18 protein-coding genes are annotated in these 17,357 nt (G+C 65.3%); 8 read left to right on the forward strand and 10 right to left on the reverse strand.

Features of this window, described 5'->3' with window-relative positions; all coding sequences use genetic code 11:
• Positions 1 to 170: 170 nt before the first annotated feature.
• From EN850_RS14550 to EN850_RS14575, 5 genes are all read right to left on the reverse strand, one after another.
• Positions 171 to 1,205, reverse strand: coding sequence for an ABC transporter substrate-binding protein (locus EN850_RS14550; protein ID WP_127870344.1), 1,035 nt, complete (start codon positions 1,203 to 1,205; stop codon positions 171 to 173).
• An 89-nt stretch (positions 1,206 to 1,294) separates the two neighbouring features.
• Positions 1,295 to 2,209, reverse strand: a complete 915-nt coding sequence (locus EN850_RS14555) for a sugar phosphate isomerase/epimerase (RefSeq protein WP_136091603.1) — start codon at positions 2,207 to 2,209, stop codon at positions 1,295 to 1,297.
• Between the two features lie 35 nt (positions 2,210 to 2,244).
• The gene (locus tag EN850_RS14560; protein ID WP_136091604.1) at positions 2,245 to 3,777 is read right to left on the reverse strand and encodes a mannitol dehydrogenase family protein; all 1,533 of its coding nucleotides are present in this window, start codon (positions 3,775 to 3,777) and stop codon (positions 2,245 to 2,247) included.
• Positions 3,774 to 4,556, reverse strand: coding sequence for an SDR family oxidoreductase (locus tag EN850_RS14565; RefSeq protein ID WP_127870347.1), 783 nt, complete (start codon positions 4,554 to 4,556; stop codon positions 3,774 to 3,776). Before EN850_RS14565 ends, EN850_RS14560 begins: the two co-directional genes overlap by 4 nt.
• A 343-nt stretch (positions 4,557 to 4,899) precedes the next feature.
• Positions 4,900 to 5,793, reverse strand: coding sequence for a MurR/RpiR family transcriptional regulator (locus EN850_RS14575; protein WP_136091605.1), 894 nt, complete (start codon positions 5,791 to 5,793; stop codon positions 4,900 to 4,902).
• Between the two features lie 323 nt (positions 5,794 to 6,116).
• On the opposite strand from EN850_RS14575, the gene EN850_RS14580 reads away from it, so the two are divergent.
• Positions 6,117 to 7,304: a Gfo/Idh/MocA family oxidoreductase gene (locus EN850_RS14580; protein ID WP_136091606.1), complete on the forward strand. Its 1,188-nt coding sequence runs from the start codon at positions 6,117 to 6,119 to the stop codon at positions 7,302 to 7,304.
• A 202-nt stretch (positions 7,305 to 7,506) separates the two neighbouring features.
• On the opposite strand, the gene EN850_RS14585 is transcribed toward EN850_RS14580, so the two are convergent.
• Positions 7,507 to 7,971, reverse strand: coding sequence for an NUDIX domain-containing protein (locus tag EN850_RS14585; RefSeq protein ID WP_135931820.1), 465 nt, complete (start codon positions 7,969 to 7,971; stop codon positions 7,507 to 7,509).
• A 182-nt stretch (positions 7,972 to 8,153) separates the two neighbouring features.
• Between EN850_RS14585 and EN850_RS14590 the strand changes: the two genes are divergently transcribed.
• Positions 8,154 to 8,687, forward strand: coding sequence for a sterol desaturase family protein (locus tag EN850_RS14590; RefSeq protein ID WP_136091607.1), 534 nt, complete (start codon positions 8,154 to 8,156; stop codon positions 8,685 to 8,687).
• A 41-nt stretch (positions 8,688 to 8,728) separates the two neighbouring features.
• Here the strand turns inward: EN850_RS14590 and EN850_RS14595 are convergent, their stop codons facing one another.
• From EN850_RS14595 to EN850_RS14605, 3 genes are all read right to left on the reverse strand, one after another.
• Complete coding sequence (locus tag EN850_RS14595) at positions 8,729 to 9,112, reverse strand: YkvA family protein (protein WP_135866115.1); 384 nt, start codon at positions 9,110 to 9,112, stop codon at positions 8,729 to 8,731.
• A 299-nt stretch (positions 9,113 to 9,411) separates the two neighbouring features.
• Complete coding sequence (gene dinB, locus EN850_RS14600) at positions 9,412 to 10,659, reverse strand: DNA polymerase IV (RefSeq protein WP_136091608.1); 1,248 nt, start codon at positions 10,657 to 10,659, stop codon at positions 9,412 to 9,414.
• A gap of 112 nt (positions 10,660 to 10,771) precedes the next feature.
• Positions 10,772 to 11,188 (reverse strand): helix-turn-helix domain-containing protein, encoded by a 417-nt coding sequence (locus EN850_RS14605; protein WP_136091609.1) that lies wholly within the window; start codon positions 11,186 to 11,188, stop codon positions 10,772 to 10,774.
• A 108-nt stretch (positions 11,189 to 11,296) separates the two neighbouring features.
• On the opposite strand from EN850_RS14605, the gene EN850_RS14610 reads away from it, so the two are divergent.
• The 5 genes from EN850_RS14610 (at position 11,297) to EN850_RS14630 (ending at position 15,409) form a co-directional block, all read left to right on the forward strand.
• Entirely contained in the window at positions 11,297 to 11,884 is a 588-nt protein-coding gene (locus EN850_RS14610) for a dihydrofolate reductase family protein (RefSeq protein WP_136091610.1), read from the forward strand.
• A 128-nt stretch (positions 11,885 to 12,012) separates the two neighbouring features.
• Positions 12,013 to 12,888: an SDR family oxidoreductase gene (locus EN850_RS14615; RefSeq protein ID WP_136091611.1), complete on the forward strand. Its 876-nt coding sequence runs from the start codon at positions 12,013 to 12,015 to the stop codon at positions 12,886 to 12,888.
• Between the two features lie 108 nt (positions 12,889 to 12,996).
• Positions 12,997 to 13,935, forward strand: a complete 939-nt coding sequence (locus tag EN850_RS14620) for an alpha/beta hydrolase (protein WP_136091612.1) — start codon at positions 12,997 to 12,999, stop codon at positions 13,933 to 13,935.
• Between the two features lie 2 nt (positions 13,936 to 13,937).
• A complete protein-coding gene (locus tag EN850_RS14625; protein ID WP_136091613.1) occupies positions 13,938 to 14,471 on the forward strand; it encodes a dihydrofolate reductase family protein in 534 nt (177 codons plus the stop codon).
• Entirely contained in the window at positions 14,468 to 15,409 is a 942-nt protein-coding gene (locus tag EN850_RS14630; protein WP_136091614.1) for a sigma-70 family RNA polymerase sigma factor, read from the forward strand. Before EN850_RS14625 ends, EN850_RS14630 begins: the two co-directional genes overlap by 4 nt.
• Before the next feature lie 4 nt (positions 15,410 to 15,413).
• On the opposite strand, the gene EN850_RS14635 is transcribed toward EN850_RS14630, so the two are convergent.
• Positions 15,414 to 16,328, reverse strand: coding sequence for an alpha/beta hydrolase (locus tag EN850_RS14635; protein WP_136091615.1), 915 nt, complete (start codon positions 16,326 to 16,328; stop codon positions 15,414 to 15,416).
• A gap of 121 nt (positions 16,329 to 16,449) precedes the next feature.
• On the opposite strand from EN850_RS14635, the gene EN850_RS14640 reads away from it, so the two are divergent.
• Complete coding sequence (locus EN850_RS14640; protein ID WP_127279721.1) at positions 16,450 to 17,352, forward strand: LysR family transcriptional regulator; 903 nt, start codon at positions 16,450 to 16,452, stop codon at positions 17,350 to 17,352.
• Positions 17,353 to 17,357 lie beyond the last annotated feature (5 nt).

A 17,357-nucleotide genomic window follows, 5' to 3' on the forward strand; every position in this document is an offset into this window, starting at 1 on the left:
GGCGCCGCCCCTCACCTGCCTGCCGGCATCCTCTCCCCGTATAGTGACGGGGAGAGGGGGGCTTGTCGCCGGCATTGCGGCCAGCTTCTCTCTCCCCGTTTACGGGGAGAGATGTCCGGCAGGACAGTGAGGGGCAGCGCCGACGGATGGTCCGTTGGCAAACCTCAGCCTTACTCCCCCGGCCCCTTGCAGGCCACGATCTGCTCCTTGGTGTAGGTCGTCCAGTCCGGGATCGAGATCGAGACCGGCCATTCGGGGCTCAGCGACGGGTCGGCGGCGGCCTTCAGCTTGGCCTTGCCTTCGTCGGTGGCGTTGTCCCAGAGCTGCGGGTCGACCAGCACGGTCTGCTGGGCCGGCTTCTTGCCGTCGAGGATCTGCAGGGCCAGCGTCACGCCGGCACCGCCGATCGAGCCGGGGTTGGTGACGGCGGCACCGACGAGGCCCTTGACCGAGCTCAACTGGCCGACGAAGCCGGCATTGTCGGCGCCGACGACCGGCACCAGCGGCGCCTGCGATTCGACCAGCGCGTCGACGATGACGTTGTCGATGCCGGAGGTCCAGATGCCGTTGATTGGCGTGCCGGTGGCGAGGAACGACAGCATCTGCTGCTTGGCCTGGTCCTGCTGCCAGCCGGTGAAGACTTCCTGCGCGACCTTCACGTCGGGGAATTCGGCCAGCGCCTTCTTGAAGCCTTTGTCGCGATCGCTGTCGGCCGAAGCGCCGGCCGCACCGCGCATGTAGAACACCTCGCCCTTGCCGCCCATCTGGCCGAACAGCCATTTGGCGCCGAGATAGGCGTACTGCTCCTGATTGTTGGAGATGATGTAGGCCGACGGCTCGGTCACCGCCTGGTCGACGGCGACGACGACGATGCCGGCCTTGGTGGCTTCTTCAAGACCCGCCTTGATGCCGGCCGGATCGGCGGGGTTGACGACGATGGCGTCGACCTTGGCGCTGATCAGGTTGCGGATGTCTTCCAACTGGCCGGCGGCATCGGTGTTGCGGTGGGCGATGTTGAGCTTGGTCACTTCGCCCGAGGCGAGCGCCTGCGCCTTCATGGCGCACACCATCTCCTCGCGCCAGCCATTGCCCTGCACGGTGTTGGAGATGCCGATCGTGTATTTGCCGGCGGCGGACGAGATCGCCACCGAGGCCAGCAGGGCGGCGCTGGCAAGCAGCGGAACCATGGTCAGATATGTCTTCATTTCAGTCTTCCTCCACATTGTTTTTCAGTTCAGTTCCAACCCGTTAAGCCGTGCCACTCACAAACGGAGTCAAGTGGCTCGCCTTGCCGTCATTTGACGAAGGGACGCAGCACGTCGCGGGCGAGCAGAAAACCCCGCTTCACCTGCTCGTCGCTGCCTTCAAATCGCCTGTCCTCGTGCTCGATGATGACCGAGCCGTCATAGCCGGTGCGGTAGAGGCCGGAGAAGAAACCGCTCCAGTCGACATCGCCCAGCCCCGGCATGCGCGGCACCTGCCAGCCTATCCCGGCCGAAAGGATTCCGCGCTCGTACAAACCATCATGATCAATCATCAGGTCCTTGGCGTGGACATGCAGCATGTAGGGGCCGAATTCCCTGATGAAGCGGGCCTGGTCGATCATCTGCCAGACCAGGTGCGAGGGGTCGAAATTCATGCCGACATCGCCGCCCCAGCTCTCCAGGATGCGGCGCCAGACTTGCGGCGAATAGGCGATGTTGTGCCCGCCCGGCCATTCGTCATAGCTGAAGATCATCGGGCAGTTCTCGAAGGCAAGCTTCACCCCGTGGCCGCGTGCATGGGCGACGATCCCGGGCCAGACTTTCAGCGCATCCTGCCAGTTGACGTCGACGGTTTTGGAGGCATCGCCGCCGCAGAAGGTGTTGACGACCGGCACGCCCATATTGGCGGCCAGCACGATCACCTTCTTCAGATGGCCGATGACCGCCTCGCGGTGGGCGGGATCGGGATGCAGCGGGTTGGGGTAGTAGCCGAGGCCGGAGATGGACATGTTCTTTTCCGCCAGCGAAGCGGCAATCTCTTTCGCCTGCGAGGCCGAGGTGCCGGCGGCGTCGATATGGCTGGTGCCAGCATAGCGGCGGGTGGCGCCGGAGGTTTTCGGCCAGCAGGCGATTTCCAAGGCCTCGAAGCCGACGGAGCTTGCCCAGCCGGCGACCTCGCCGAGCGGAGTCTCCGCGAATGGTGCGGTGAGCAGTCCAAGTTTCATCATGCCTCCCCTGACCGCGAACCCGCGATCGATGCCTATAATGCCGATAGTTTGGATCGTTTCAACCTCGCGACCCCGTCTTGCTCCAGACTGTGTCGAACGGCCGCCATCGGATCGTCCGAAAGCAGTTCGCCCAGCGCTGAAGTCACCGTCTTGCGAAACGCCTCGTCGGCGGCAAGGCCGGGGTCGAAAATCGTGTCGATGGCCAGGATGGCGGAAGCCAGCGCCGGCGCATCGCGTCCGCTTTCGTCGGCGATCGCTGCGATCCTGCCGGCATAGGGATCCGACACCGGCCAGCGTTTGCCGAAGCGCGCCGAGGCCAGGATGAGATAGGCCATCCAGCCGGCGACCGGCACCGACAGCAGGCCGATGCCGGCGCCTCGGCTCAGCCGGTCGCGGATCGGGTTGAGCAGGCGCTGGACGATCTTTTGCGATCCATCGGTAGCGATCTGGTGGTTGCGATGGCGGATCGCTGTGTTCTTCAGCCGGCCAAGGCTCTGCTCGACATAAGCCAACGGCTCCATGCCGGGCACCGGCGTCAGTGTCGGCAGCGTCTCCTCGACCAGCATGCTCCTGACGAAGACCGACAGCAGCGGGTCGGCGATGGCATCGAATGTGTGTTCGAGCCCCGCCAGCACGCCGAGCGTGGCGAGCGTCGTTTGCGCCCCGTTCAGCACCCGCATCTTGAGATGCTCGAACGGCGTGACATCGTCGACGAAGGTCGCGCCGGCCAGGTCCCAGCGCGGCATGCGGCCGGCGAATTTCTGCTCGATCACCCACTGCCGGAACGGTTCGCCCACGGCAACGGCGCCATCGCGATAGCCGAACCATTGCTCGACGCTGTCGAGGTCATCCGGCGACACAGCCGGCGCGATGCGGTCGACCATGGCGGAGGGGAAGGCGGCATTGGCCGCAATCCAGTCGGCAAGCCCATTGCCGCGCCGTTCGGCAAAGCTCCGCACGACATTTTCCAGGATGACGCCGTTGGTCGGAATGTTGTCGCAGGAGAGCAGTGTCAGCTTCCGGCCATGCGTGGCCCTGCGCTGCTCCAGCGCCAGCGCCAGGATGCCGGGCAGGCTGCGTGGCGCTTCCGGATTGGCGAGATCATGGACGATGTCGGGATGGCCGAGATCGAGCGCGCCGGTCGACGGGATATGGCAATAGCCTTTTTCCGTCACCGTCATCGTCACCAGTTCGATGTCGGGCGAGGCGAGCACCGCGAGCGCCGGTGCGGCGCTGTCCTGGCTGTCGACCACCTTCACGATGCTGCCGATGATGCGCGCCTCGACATGGTCGTTCTCGCGGATCAGCCTTGTGTAGAGGCCGCCTTGCCGGCCAAGGGTGTCGGCGAGCGCGGGCGGGCGGATGTTGATGCCGACAATGCCCCAGCGGTCGAACTTCAGCGAGAGCAGGTCGTCGGTGTATTCGGCCTGGTGGCAGCGGTGGAAGGCACCGACGCCGAGATGGGCCATGCCGGGTGACAGCGATGCGCGGTCGTAGGTCGGCTTTTGCACGGCGGCGGGAAGCCGCTCCAGCAGGCCAGGCCCAAGCGTTTCGATGGCGTTCACCGGTTCGCCCCGATCACCGACTGCTCCTGGTCGATCACCGCCCCGGTCATCGGCCCGGCCGCGTCGGAAAGCAGGAAGACGGCGAGGTTGGCGATATCGTCCGGCCTGAGCAGCCGGCCAAAGGGCTGGGCGGCGTTGGCGGCGTCAAGCCAGCCCGGGCCATGACCGAGCGTCTGCGCCTGCATCACACGCTCGGCCGGCGTGTCGGTCCAGCCGACATTGATGCCGTTGACGCGGATGCGGTCGAAGCGGTGGGCGTTGGCGGCGTTCTTGGTGAGCGTCGCCAGCGCGCCCTTGGTGGCGGAATAGACGGCAAGCTCCGGTGAGCCGCAATGGGCGTTGATCGACAGGATGTTGACGATCGCGCCCCCCTGGCCGCGTTTCCGCATGTCGGCAATCGCCGCCTGCATCAGGAAGAACGGCGCGCGCGCATTGACGGCGAACAGCGCCGCCCAGTCTTCGGGGCTGGCGTCGAGGAAGGACGCGCGGTCGGTGAGGCCGGCGGCGTTGACCAGGCCGTCGATGCGACCGAAGCGCTCGATGCAGGCCTGCGCCAAAAGGGCCGGAGTTTCCGGGTCTCCGAGGTCCGCGGCGACGAAGAGTGTCGGCGTGCCCAGCCGCGAAAGCTCCGCCGCGACCGCATCGCCACGCGTCTTCTCGCGGCCGGTGACCAACAGCCCGGCCGCGCCGGAGCGCGCCAGGGTCTCGGCGATGGCACGGCCGATGCCTTGCGTCGACCCGGTGACCAAGATCACCTTGCCTTCGAGCCTGATCTCCATTCCTCCTCCCGGAACAAAGTTTCTATTTTTCAAAATATGGAACGATAATTCCCGGTAGTCAATTGTGCCAGTGGCGGTTCATCAGATGACATCGCTAAAGTCCGCGCCGCCCCTCACCTGCCTGCCGGCATCCTCTCCCCGTATAGTGACGGGGAGAGGGCGCTGTCGTCACCGATTTCGCCAATCACCAATGTTGCAAAGGGGGTGCCAGCGCTGAGGCCAGCCCCTTCTCCCCGTCACTATACGGGGAGAAGTGCCCGGCAGGGCGATGAGGGGCGGCGCGGGCGTCGATAATTTATGGTCGCCGCCACAAGTCGAAACTCTCCATCAAAACCTCCAATATTCAGTTGCCGCGCTTTGCCGCGACGCCTTGGACCAGCGCCATGCCGACGGCGAGCGACGCGGCCAGCGAGCGGAAACCGGCGAAGTCGGATTCCACCACCTCCAGCCAGCTGTCCGAGAGCCGGATCAGCGGCGAGAAGGTGCTGTCGGTGATGGTGACGATGCGGGCGCCGCGTTCGTGCGCCACCGCGACGAGGTCGGGCGTGATCGAATTGTAGGGGCTGAAGGATACCGCCAGCACCGCATCCTGCCTGCCGATACAGCCGACCTGGTCGAGCGCGGTCGAGCCGACATTGTCGACCAGCACATTGCGCACGCCTTGCTGCGAAAGCGTCAGCGACAGATAGGTGGTGACGGGGAAGGCGCGCTTGGAGCCGATGACGTAGATCAGGTCCGCCCCGGCCAGCGTCGCCACCATCTTCTCGAAGCTTTCGACATCGAAGCCGCTTTCGATGCGGCCGAGCGAGGCCTGCGAGGCGCCGACCATGCCGTGCAGGAAATGCAAGGCGGCATTGGGCTCGGCCTCGGCGCGCTGCTCGCCGCGGCCTTCCGGCCAGGAACCCTTGACGTGGTCCTTGAACAGGCCCTGAAAATCGGAAAAGCCAGAATAGCCGAAGATCTGCGCAAAGCGCACCAGCGTCGAGGGCTGTACGCCGGCCTGCGCCGCCACTTGGGCGATGGTGCCGAGCGCCACCTCGCTCGGATGCTGCCACAGGAAGATCGCCACCTGGCGCAGGCGCTTCGGAAAATGCACCGTGCCGGAGGACAGCACCGCGCGCAGCTCTTCATAGGTCTGCGGCTGTATATAGCCAAGGGCCGCCAGCGAACGCCCGCGCTTGCGCGTCGCCGCCTCGTCGGCACTGGATCGTCCGGATGGTTTTCTCGCCCCGCTCATGAATTCAGGCTAGCGCGATACGATCGTTTTACAATATGGAAATTGGAAATCCTGTTCGAGGGTGGTAGGGGGGCTCGGTAAGTCCTTCCAACGTCGTCATCCCAGGGCGAAGCAGGAGCGAAGCTCCGTCGCGGAGACCCCTGGAGCTGCTCCGCAGCCCAAGGGATCCATGCCGTGACAGTTGCCGAGGAACGCGGCGGAATCAGAAGATTCTGCACCGTCGCAACGCCTTGAAGCCACGGCATGGATCCTGGGGTCTGCGCCGCGTCGCTGCGCTCCTTGCTCCGCCCCAGGATGACGAAGTGATAGGTGGAGGAGGAACCATGGTCTACGCAACATCGGACGGGTCGGCGGGCACGCGCTTGAGGGTGGGCATGGTCGGCGGCGGCCGCAACGCCTTCATCGGCGCGGTGCATCGGCTGGCCATGCGGCTTGACGACCAGATCGCGCTGGTCGCCGGCGCGCTGTCGTCCGATCCGGACAATGCCGCCGCCTCGGCCGCCGAAATCGGCATCGCGCCGGATCGCAGCTATGCCGATTATCGCGCCATGGCCAGAGCGGAGGCCGCGCGGCCGGATGGCATCGAGGCGGTCGTCATCGTCACGCCCAACCATCTGCACGCGCCGATCGCCACCGCATTTCTCGAAGCCGGCATCGACGTGATCTGCGACAAGCCGCTGTCGACGACGCTTGATGACGCGCGAGCGCTGGTGGCGCTGGCGCGCGCCAAAAAGCGCCGCTTCGTCGTCACCCTCAACAACACCGGCTACGCCATGGTGCGCCAGGCGCGCGAGATGGTGATGGCGGGCGAACTCGGCCGGATCGTGTCTGTGCATGGCGCCTATATCCAGGACTGGCTGACCAAGCCGATCGATGCCGACGGCCAGAAGCAGGCGGAATGGCGCACCGATCCGGCGAGGGCAGGGCAGTCGGCGGTGCTGGCCGATATCGGCGTGCACGCCTTCAACCTGGCAAGCTTCATCTCCGGCCGCGAGGCCGAGGCTGTATCCGCCGATTTGTTCACCGCCGTGCCGGGGCGCCGGCTCGACGACAATGCGCATGTGCTGGTGCGCTGGACCGACGGCGCGCGCGGCACGATCCTGGCCAGCCAGACGTCGCCCGGCCACTACAACGACCTCTCCGTGCGCATCTATGGCGACAGAGCCGGGCTCGAATGGTCGGGCACGCGGCCGGAGGAACTGCGCTTTTCCGTCCATGGCGAGGAAACCCGCACGCTGGTGCGCGGCGGCCACGGCTCGACGGCGGAAGCCCGGCGCGTCTCGCGCATGCCGGCGGCGCATCCGGAGGGCTATATCGAGGCCTTCGCCAATTTCTACCGCGATGCCGCCGACATCATCCGCGCCCACCGTTCGGGGGGCGTGGTCGATCCTGCCCGCGCGGCACAGGTGCCCGACGTGGTCGACGGCGCGCGCGGCGTGAAGTTCGTCGCCGCCGCCGTGGAGTCGAACGCGGCCAGCGGGGCGTGGACGGCGGCGCGGTTTGGGGGATGACAGCCAATCTCCCCCTCGTGGGGAGATGCCCGGCAGGGCAGAGGGGGGCGCCAAGGATCACTGCCTATCGGTATGATCCTCTTTCACGCAAGCCTCCGACGGACATACCTGATTGACCGAGACGTTGGCGGGACAGCGCCCCCCTCTGGCCTGCCGGCCATCTTCCCCTCTTGGGGGAGATTGGCAGCTTTGCCGTCGGCGATCATGCCACGCCCAGTTGCCCCGCCAGATCCGACAGCATCGGGCGCTGGCCCTGCAAAATCTTCACCTCGGCCTCGGCCAATGTGAACCAGCCGGCTCTGTCGACCTCCGGGAATTCCTTCATCGATCCGGATCGCGGCGGCCATTCCATTGTGAAGGTGTTGCTGCTGATGACGGCGGCATCGATGTCGGCCTCGACGGACCAGGCCGAGACGATCTTGCCGCCCGGTTGCCGGTAGTCGCCAAGACGCGCGAAGGGGCCTTCGACCTTCGTGCCGAGCTCTTCCCCGGTCTCGCGTCGCGCCGCCGCCAACTCGTCCTCGCCCTGGTCGACGAGGCCCTTCGGGATCGACCAGGCGCCATCGTCCTTCTTCGCCCAGAACGGGCCGCCGGGATGGACCAGCAGCACCTCGATGTCACCACCGCTGCGGCGATAGATCAGCAGGCCGGCGCTGCGTTTTGCCATGTTTGCATGTCCGTTTGCGGCGCTGGTGCGAAGTCGGCCGATCCTGCGTTGATCACTGCCGATCTTGCACCGGGAAATTGCGACGCTATGTCAGGCGCATCCGGATTGCACCTCATGCGCGAGTCCGGCAATCTGATAGCATCGCTTTTGGGGCGGCGTCGAAAGTCAGGTGATTCGTCCGAATGCAGCTGGGTCTGATCGGCTACTATAGCGACTTCGTGGTCTATCCGCTGGTGATCGCCGTATTGGGCGTGGCGGGGCTGATCGAGGCCGGAGAGGAAGGCGCGCCGGACTGGATCGGCACGGCGCTGACCTGCCTTGGCCTGTGGACGCTGATCGAATACGTCCTGCATCGCTTCGTGCTGCACCACGTTCCCTGGATCCGGGACCTGCACGACCGTCACCATGTCGAGGAGCGCAGCCCGGTGGGCACGCCCACCTGGCTCAGCCTCGGCGTTCATGCGCTGGTGGCGTTCCTGCCTGTCTGGATGGTCTCGGATTTCGCGACCGCCAGCGCGGTGAGCTGCGGTCTGATGCTGGGCTACCTCTGGTACATCAGCGTCCACCACATGATCCATCACTGGCATCCGACCCATCCGAGCTATCTCTACATGCTGAAGCGCCGCCACGCGGTGCATCACCATGTCGACGAGAACGCCAATTTCGGCGTGACGTCGATTTTCTGGGATCGGATTTTCGGCACCGCGCGGCTTTGATGTGGGGCTGCCGGGGCAATGAGAAACGCCGGGCCTGAAATCTAAGCCGAGCGATCTGGCCAGAACAACCAGATGAGCGCGGCGGCCATCAGAACCCAAATTCCAACGATGAATGCCAGACCGCCGCGGCTGGTCGGCCTGGATCGGCGAATGGCTGCCGCGCGAAACTCAGCCATCAAAGCGGCGGGGATCAACTTCACCGCAAGCAGGATGCCGAGCGGTACGATGATCAGATCGTCCAAATATCCGAGGACGGGAATGAAATCGGGTATCAGATCGATAGGACTGAGCGCGTAGGCGGCGACCGCGCCGGCGGCAACCTTGGCGTACCAGGGAACGCGGGGATCGCGGGCGGCCAGCCACAAGGCGACCACATCGCGCTTGATGGCCCTTGCCCATTGCTTTGCCTTGTCAAGGATGGTCACACGGCAACCCTCTTTTATTAGATCTCGACAGTCGGCGCCGCCGCTCCCTTCGCTTCGATCATTGCAACCATTTTCGCGATCTGCAAACTGCCCCGCTACCCAATTTCGCCTCTTCTTGACAAGCGGTGCCTGCCGGATGCTAGTTGCCGCCAGACGCCTGGGTGTGGGGGAATTGCCGTGAGGAAGACCTATCAAAAGCCGGTGCTGGTGAAGCGCGAGCTGCTGTCGGCCGTGACCGCGGCGCCGCCTGGTTCGGCACGTTGATCCGCAAGGCGTGAGCGACGGGAGGGCTTCTCCGCTCACAGTTCCTTTTCCGCCAACTTCCTGAATTCGTCCGGCACTGATCGCGCCGCCTCCAGCGCCACCGTGCCGTAGCCGACCGCCTGTTTGCCGAAGCGCTCGCGGATCTTGTCGACGGCGCGGTCGGCGCCGAAACGGGCGAGGCCCTTTCGGCTGCCGGGGCGGCGCTTTTCGTCGGCAAGGCCGAGCGGCAGGTCGAGCTGCAGCTCGGCGCTCTCTTCCAGATGCGAGACCGAGATCGCCAGCAGCGAGATGGTTTTCTCCCGTGGATGGTCAGCGAGCACGCCGCGCACCAGGTCCGTCGCGATCTCGGCCAGCATGATCGTCGCCGAGATCGGCTGGTCCAGCGTGATCGAGCGGGTGACGGCGCTGAGATCGGCGAAGCGCACGCGCACCGTCACCGTGCGGCCGGGGCGGTTCTTGGCGCGCAGCCGGCTGGCGACGCGGTCGGCCAGATGCAGCAGTGTCGGCACGATCACCCGCGCCACGGCCGGCTTTTGCCCAAGCGCCGATTGCGCGCCGGCCGAATGCGCCCGGCGCTTCATCTCCAGCTTGCGCGGGTCGCGGTTCCACGCCAGGGCCGCGAGCTTGTCGCCGGCGGCGGGGCCGAGCAGCCGCGTCAGCGCGCCGCTGTGGGTGCGGGCCAGTTCGCCGATGGTCTCGACGCCGATCTCGGCCAACCGCGCCCTGGTTGCCGGCCCGACGCCCCACATCAGCGAGACCGGCGAATCGTGCAGGAAGGCAAGCTCGGTGCCGGGGTCGACCACCACCAGCCCGTCGGGCTTTGCGACCTGCGAGGCGATCTTGGCCAAGTGCTTGGTGCGCGCCACGCCGATCGAGATCGGCAGGCCGAGTTCTGCCCTCACACGGCGGCGGATAATCGTGGCGATCTCTTCTGGCTGTCCGAACAGATGCGTGCAGCCGGCGACATCGGCGAAGGCCTCGTCGATGGAGATGCGCTCGACCACCGGCGTGAAATCGTCGAGCACCTTGATCGCCGCGTCGCCCAGCCGCTGGTAGTCGCTGAAATTGCCGCCGACGAAGATCAATTGCGGGCAAAGCTCGCGCGCCTTGCGCCCCGGCATGCCGCCGCGCACGCCGAAGGCACGCGCCTCATAGGAGGCGGCGAGCACCACGCCGCCGCCGACCGCGATCGGCTTGCCGCGCAGCGTGGGGTCGAGCAACTGCTCGACCGAGGCATAGAAGGCGTCGAGATCGGCATGCAGGATGGTGGCCGTTGTTTCCATCCTGTTCCGCTCATCCGCGATTGCTGATAGATAGGTACATAAAGAGAACAAAAAGGGATCGTTGTCAATGCGGGGCCGTAGGATGCTCCTCGAACGGAGGAGGAGGAAGAGCCTACACAACATGCTCCGCCCGCAGTACCATCTTCATCCGTTCCAGCGCCGGTTCGCCGCCGGCCGCCAGTTCATCGGCGATGCGGGCCAGCTTGTCATCGGCCTTGCGGTGCTTGCTGCCCCAGGCGCCGAGCGTGGCAAGCACCGGCAAGAGGTCGATACCGGCCTCGGTCAGCCGGTAGATTGCCTTCAATCCGTGGCTCGGGTCGTCGCTGCGGGTAAGGATGCCTTCGTCCTGCAGCGTCTGCAGCCGCTCGGCCAGGGTGCGCGAGGAGATGCCTTCATCGGATTGCAGGAACTCGCGAAAATGCTTTTTGCCGGCGAAGATCAGGTCGCGGATGATGAGCAGCGTCCAGCGATCGCCGAGCAGTTCCAGCGACAGGTTGATCGGGCAAGCGGATCGTTCGCGAGTCGACATCCCTATGGTTCCAATTTTAAATCACTTTACTATTGACATCATTTTGCCCGGCAGGTCAAATGGTTCCGAAAGTAAACCATACCTAGGCAAATCTGACGAGGACACCCGATGAAAAACCTCATCCTGCAGATGCAGATGTCGGTCGACGGTTTCGTCGGCGCCGATGCCGATCACCCGTGGCAGCTCTGGGAGTGGGGCGACGACAATGGTTGGGACGCCGAGCTGAAACAGGATTTCAACGCCGTGTTTGCCGGCATCGACACCATCCTGCTCAGCCGCAAGATGGCCGAGGAGGGCTACCTCACCCATTGGGGCAATGCGGCGAGGAAATATCCGGCCGATCCCTTCTATGCTTTCGCCCGGCGCATCGTCGAAGCGCGCAAGGTGGTGCCGAGCGACAGGCTCGAGGCCTCGCGTTGGGAGCGCACGACGGTGGTGAGCGGCGACCTGCCGCGCGAGGTCAGCGCGCTAAAGGCTGGCGAGGGCGGCGACATGGCCGTCTTCGGCGGCGCCGGCTTTGCGTCGGCGCTGATCGCGGCCGGGCTGGTCGACGAGTTCCAGCTGTTCGTCAATCCTGCCGTGCTGGGCGCCGGCCGCCGTATCTTCGACGAGGGCGGGTTCCGAAACCTGCGGCTGCTCGGCTCGAAGGCCTATGCCTGCGGCATGGTGGTCAGCCGCTATGCGCCGGCGGGCTGATCCGGCGCATACTGGCCTCGCCCCGATAAAAAAGACGTTTGGCCGGAATCCTTTGCCCGCTTCTCTTCGTCTTCAAGATGCGGTCGCCGAAAGGGCGGCCGCATCGATGCTGAATGGAGAGACAGACCATGATCCTGGTGACAGGCGCCACCGGCCTGAACGGCAAGGCAATCGTGCGCGAATTCGCACGGCAGAAGTATCAAGTGAGGGCGCTGGTTCGCGATCTGGACCGGGCATCCGCGGCAGGGCTCGGCGGACTTGCGGGCGTCGACCTGATCGAAGGCGATATGCGCCGGGCGGAGACGCTTGGCGCGGCACTCGACGGCATCGATCGCGTGCTGATGATTTCGACCGCCGCGCAAGACATGGTCGAGACGCAGTGCCGGTTCATCGACGCCTGCAAGCAGGCCGGCGTCGCGCATGTGGTGAAGTTTTCCGGTGCCGAATCCAACATCGGCTATGACGCGACCAAGTTCCGCTTCACGCGCATGCATGAGGTGGTCGAGCGCTATCTGGAGGGAGCGGGCATGGCGTGGACCCACCTGCGCCCCAGCCAGTTCATGCAAGTCTATCTGCGCGACGCGCCGACCATTGCCGCGGAAGGCGCTTTTTATCTCGCGCTCGGCGATACCGAACTGTCGCCGGTCGATGTCGAGGACATCGCCAAGGTCGCCGTCCGGCTGCTGCGCGATGGCGGCCACGAAGGCGAGAGCCTGGACATGACCGGACCCGAGGCGCTGACCATGAGCGACATCGCGGCGCGGATTTCGCAAGGGATCGACAAGCCGGTCCGCTATGTCGATGTCAGCCCGCAGGAGCGCCGGCGCAATCTGCTGGCCGCCGGCGTCCCTGCCGACTTCGCCGATGCGCTCGACGAGCAACTGGCGGAGCGGCGGCGGCGGCCGAAATCGCGGGTGCATCTGGCCACGCATGAGATGTTCGGCGTGCGGCCGACACCGTTCGTCGAATTCGCCCGGCGGCATGCCGCGATGTTTGGCGGCTGAGCGCGTCCGCAAAAAAAGCGCCCACCGCCACGTATCCTTTTTGCCTGCCCGTACGTCTCTGCCTTCGAAGGTCGCGCCTTCCGCGATCCGCAACCCCAGGAGAATATCATGGCGAGCATCGAGAGCGAGGCAAACAGGAACCATTACGCGGCGATCGCGGCCAATGCGGGCAAGCAGACCAGCCCGCAAGCGATCATCGACCACAACGATGTCCATTGGACGGCGCTGACCGGCGAGCCGCGCGGCGTCGACTATATCGAGGTCGATGCCGGCGGCGTGCCGGCGATGTGGGTCGTGCCCAAGGGTGCCGACGAGCAGCGGGTGCTGTTTTATGCGCATGGCGGCGGCTTCATCGGCGGCTCGATCTACACCCACCGCAAGCTGGTCGGCCATCTCGCCAAGGCCGTCGGCTGCCGGGCGCTGGTCTACGATTATCCGCTGGCGCATCAGGCCAAGCATCCGGCCCAGCTCGAGGCGGCGATGGCAGCCTGGAACTGGCTTGTCGACCAGGGCTTCGACCCCCGGGGGATCGTGATCGCCGGCGACTCCTGCGGCGCGGTGCTGACCTATGGCGTCCTGCAGCGGCTGCGCGCGCAGGGGCGGCCGCTGCCCGTCGCCACGCTGATCATCTCCGGCTGGTTCGACATGGCGATGACCGCCGCCAGCTACGAGACCAACCGCGAAAAAGATCCGGCCTTCGCCAAGGCTGGCGTCGACTGGCTGGCGGCCAATTTCATCGGCGATGCCGATCGGCGCGATCCCGAGGTCAGCGCGCTCTATGCCGATCTCTCCGGCTTTCCACCCGTCTTCCTGCAGGCCGGCGCCGACGAGACGCTGGTCGACGAAAGCCGCATGTTCGCCGAGCGGGCGAGACAGGCCGGCGTCGAGACCCGGCTCGACGTCTTTGACGGCATGCTGCACTCCTTCCAGATGATGGCCGGGCGGGCGCCGGAGGCCGATGATGCCATTGCCCGTTTCGCCACCTGGGTACGGCCGAGACTGGGGCTGCCGGCAGCCGGTGAGAAGAGCAGCGAAAGGGCGGCGTGAGCATGCGGCGGCTGATCGTGTCGAGTTTCGTCTCGCTGGATGGCGTCATCGAGGGGCCCATGACATGGGCCTCGCCGTTCTTCGTCGGGGAGAATGTGGACCATGCCTTGCAGGCGCTTTCGAACGTCGAGTTCTTCCTGCTTGGCCGCGTCACCTACGAGATGTTCTTCGCACGCTGGCCAGACATCAGGGATAGCCCCTACATGGACCGCATCAACGGCCTGAAGAAGCTGGTCGCCTCGACGACTCTGAAGACGGTGTCGTGGAATGCCGCGCTGATAGAGGGCGATGTCGCCGAGGCGCTGGCGGCGCTGAAACGGCAGCCGGGCGGCGACATCCTGAAATATGGGGTGTCGCAGCTCGACCGCACCTTGCTTGGCGCGGGGCTGGTGGACGAGTATCATCTGTCGATCGTGCCGACATGGGTCGGGCACGGCAAGCGCGCCTTCGACGATGTCGGACCGGTCGATCTCGATCTTGTCGGCACGCATCGTTTCGCCAACGGCGTGGTGACCCTGACCTACGTGCCGCGATGAACCAGCAGATCCGCAAATCCCCCGACACGATGCAAGCCATGCGGGCCTGGCCTAAGCCCGACCGCGTGTTCGACCTGCGCTATGCCGCGTTCCTGGAGACGGTTTCGCATCTGCGCGCCAGGTTGCATCGCTATTGCGCGCGCATGACCGGCTCGGCGCTGGATGGCGAGGACATCATGCAGGAGGCGCTGTTCGAGGCCTATCGCAAGATCGAGCTGCTCGACGATGCGCAGGCGCTGCGGCCGTGGCTGTTTCGCATCGCGCATAACAGGTGCATCGACTTCATCCGCAATCGCCGCACGCGGCACGCGGCCGAAGCCTTCTATGCCGGCGACGATATCGTGCTGCCGGTCGAGCCGGCCGGTCCGGCCGCCGGCCGCGCCATCGAGCGGCTAGTCGTGCATCTGCCGCCGAAGGAGCGCGCCTGCGTGCTGCTCAAGGATGTCTTCGACCATTCGCTGGACGAGATCGCCGATTTGGTCGGCTCGACATCGGGCGGCGTCAAGTCGGCGCTCAATCGCGGCCGCGCCAAGCTCGCCGCCTTGCCCGCGCAACCGGTCGCGGTGCCACCACATAACCCGGAACTGGAGCGGCTGCTTGACCGCTATGTCGCGCTCTTCAATGCCAGGGACTGGGACGGGGTGCGGGCGCTGACCAGCGCCGATGCGCGGCTGCGGGTCTCGGACTGCTATAACGGCCTGCTCTCCCGCTCGCCCTACTTCGTCGAATATGAGCGCAGTGAACTGCCCTGGCGCATGCGGCCAGGCACGATCGAAGGGGAGATCATGCTGGTCGTCGACAGGCAATATGGCGAGGTCTGGCGGCCGGCCTATCTGGTGCGAATCCATGCGACCGGTGGGGCGATCGACCGCATCGCAGACTATTATGCCTGCCCGTGGATACTGGACATGATCGCCGCCGACGGAGTGACCCGATAGGCCGTTACCTGGAGAGGAAATCCGTGATCAGCTTGACGGTGGCATCGGGGTTTTCCTCCATGATCCAATGGCCCGATGCGGGCACGACGGCTCCGGTCACGTCCGTGGCGACGAGACGCAGGATGTCGGCCTGGCTGGTGCCGGCCGATTTTTCCGCACCCGCGGCGAGCACGGGCATGGACAGCTTGCCGCCGCTGGCCAGCATCGCCTGGTTGTCGATGGCGTCCTGGTCGAATGCCTTGAACTGCTCGAAGGCGTCATGCATGGCATGCGGCCGTGCATAGAGTTTTGCGTAGTGGGCGCGCGTCGCCTCGTCGATCTTCTTCGGGTCGGCCGACAGTTCGTTGTAGAAGCGGTCGAGGTAGATGCGCTCGCGACCCGCGACCAGCCGCTCCATGTCGGGGCCTCGGAAGTTGAAGTGCCACAGCAGCGGGCTCTGCTTGATCTTGTCCCAGTCGCCTATGCCCGGCAGCGGCGCGTCGATGACGACCCATTTGGTGATGCGCTTGGGATATTGCGCGGCCAGCGCATAGCCGACCATGTTGCCGATGTCGTGCGTCACCAGGTCGGCCTTGTCGACCTTCAGCGCATCCATCACGCCGGCTATGTCGACCGCCTGGTTCTTCTTGGTGTAGCCGTCGTCGGGATGCGCCGAAAGGCCCATGCCGCGCAGGTCCGGCACGATCACCGTGTGATCCTTCATCAACGCAATCGCTGCCGGCGCCCACATGTCGCCGGTATCGGCGAAGCCATGCAGCAGCACGACCGCCGGGCCTTTTCCGCCGACACGGACGTGCAGGCTGGTGCCGTTGGTCTTGATCGTCTGCGTCTTGAAGCTGGCAGGAAAGGCGACCACGCGGGCCGAGGCCGGAACACTCATTGCCAACAAGCCGAGCACGATGACCAAAGGACGAAACATGTAAGCACTCCTGGAGATTTTGTTCTATCACCGCGGTATCGCGGTTTTGTGAACTATGACACCATGCCCTTGATTTCGTTAGGCGACGGTCGCCTGATTGTGAATTCGGGAAAGCCGAACAATGCTGAAGCTCGAAGCAGCCGCCGCCTTTGTCGCCGTGGCGGAATCCGGTTCGATCACCGAAGCGGCCCGGCGCATGGCGCTGTCGAAATCCGTCATCAGCGAGCGGCTGTCGGAACTCGAACGCGGCCTCGGCACGAAGCTGCTGGACCGCACGACGCGCAAGCTTTCCATCACCGAGACAGGACGAAGTTTCTATGAACGCGCCAAGCGCATTATGCAGGAGGTGGCCGATGCCAGCGCCGAGATCGCAGAGCGCCGCGGTGAACTCGCCGGGCCGCTCAGAATAGCGGCGCCGACCAGTTTCGGAATCCTGCATCTCGGCCCGGCGCTGTATGGCTTCCTGGCCAAGCATCCGGGGATTGAGCTGACGCTCGATCTCGACGACCGCTTCGTCAGCATAGTGGCCGACGGCTACGACGCCATTTTGCGTCACGGGCCAGTGGTCGACGACGGCCCCGTCATCGTCAGGAAGCTGGCTTCCAGCCGGCGCTTCCTGGTGGCCGCGCCGGACTATCTCGAGACATTCGGGCGGCCCGGGACCGTCGAGGACCTGAAACGCCACAAGGGCATCATCTATTCGATCCGGGGCGCCGCCGACTGGCGGTTCAAGGTTTCACGGCGGCTGACGACTGTCCGCCCTCAGACCACGTTGCGCGTCAACAACGGGATCCTGATGCGCGATGCCGCGCTTGCCGGCCTCGGCCTGGCTCTGCTTCCCGCCTATTTCATCCAGGCGGAAATCGCCGACGGGCGGCTGGTGAGCGTCGATGTCGGCGCCGAGCCGGAAGGAGCCAGCATCTACATGGCCTTTCCCGAGGACCGGCGCGGATCGGCCAAACTGCGCGCGCTCACCGCATGGCTGCGCGATGTGTTTGGCGACCCGCCCTACTGGGAAGCATGAGGCCG

Source organism: Mesorhizobium sp. M8A.F.Ca.ET.207.01.1.1, from assembly GCF_004794715.1.
GTDB lineage: Bacteria > Pseudomonadota > Alphaproteobacteria > Rhizobiales > Rhizobiaceae > Mesorhizobium.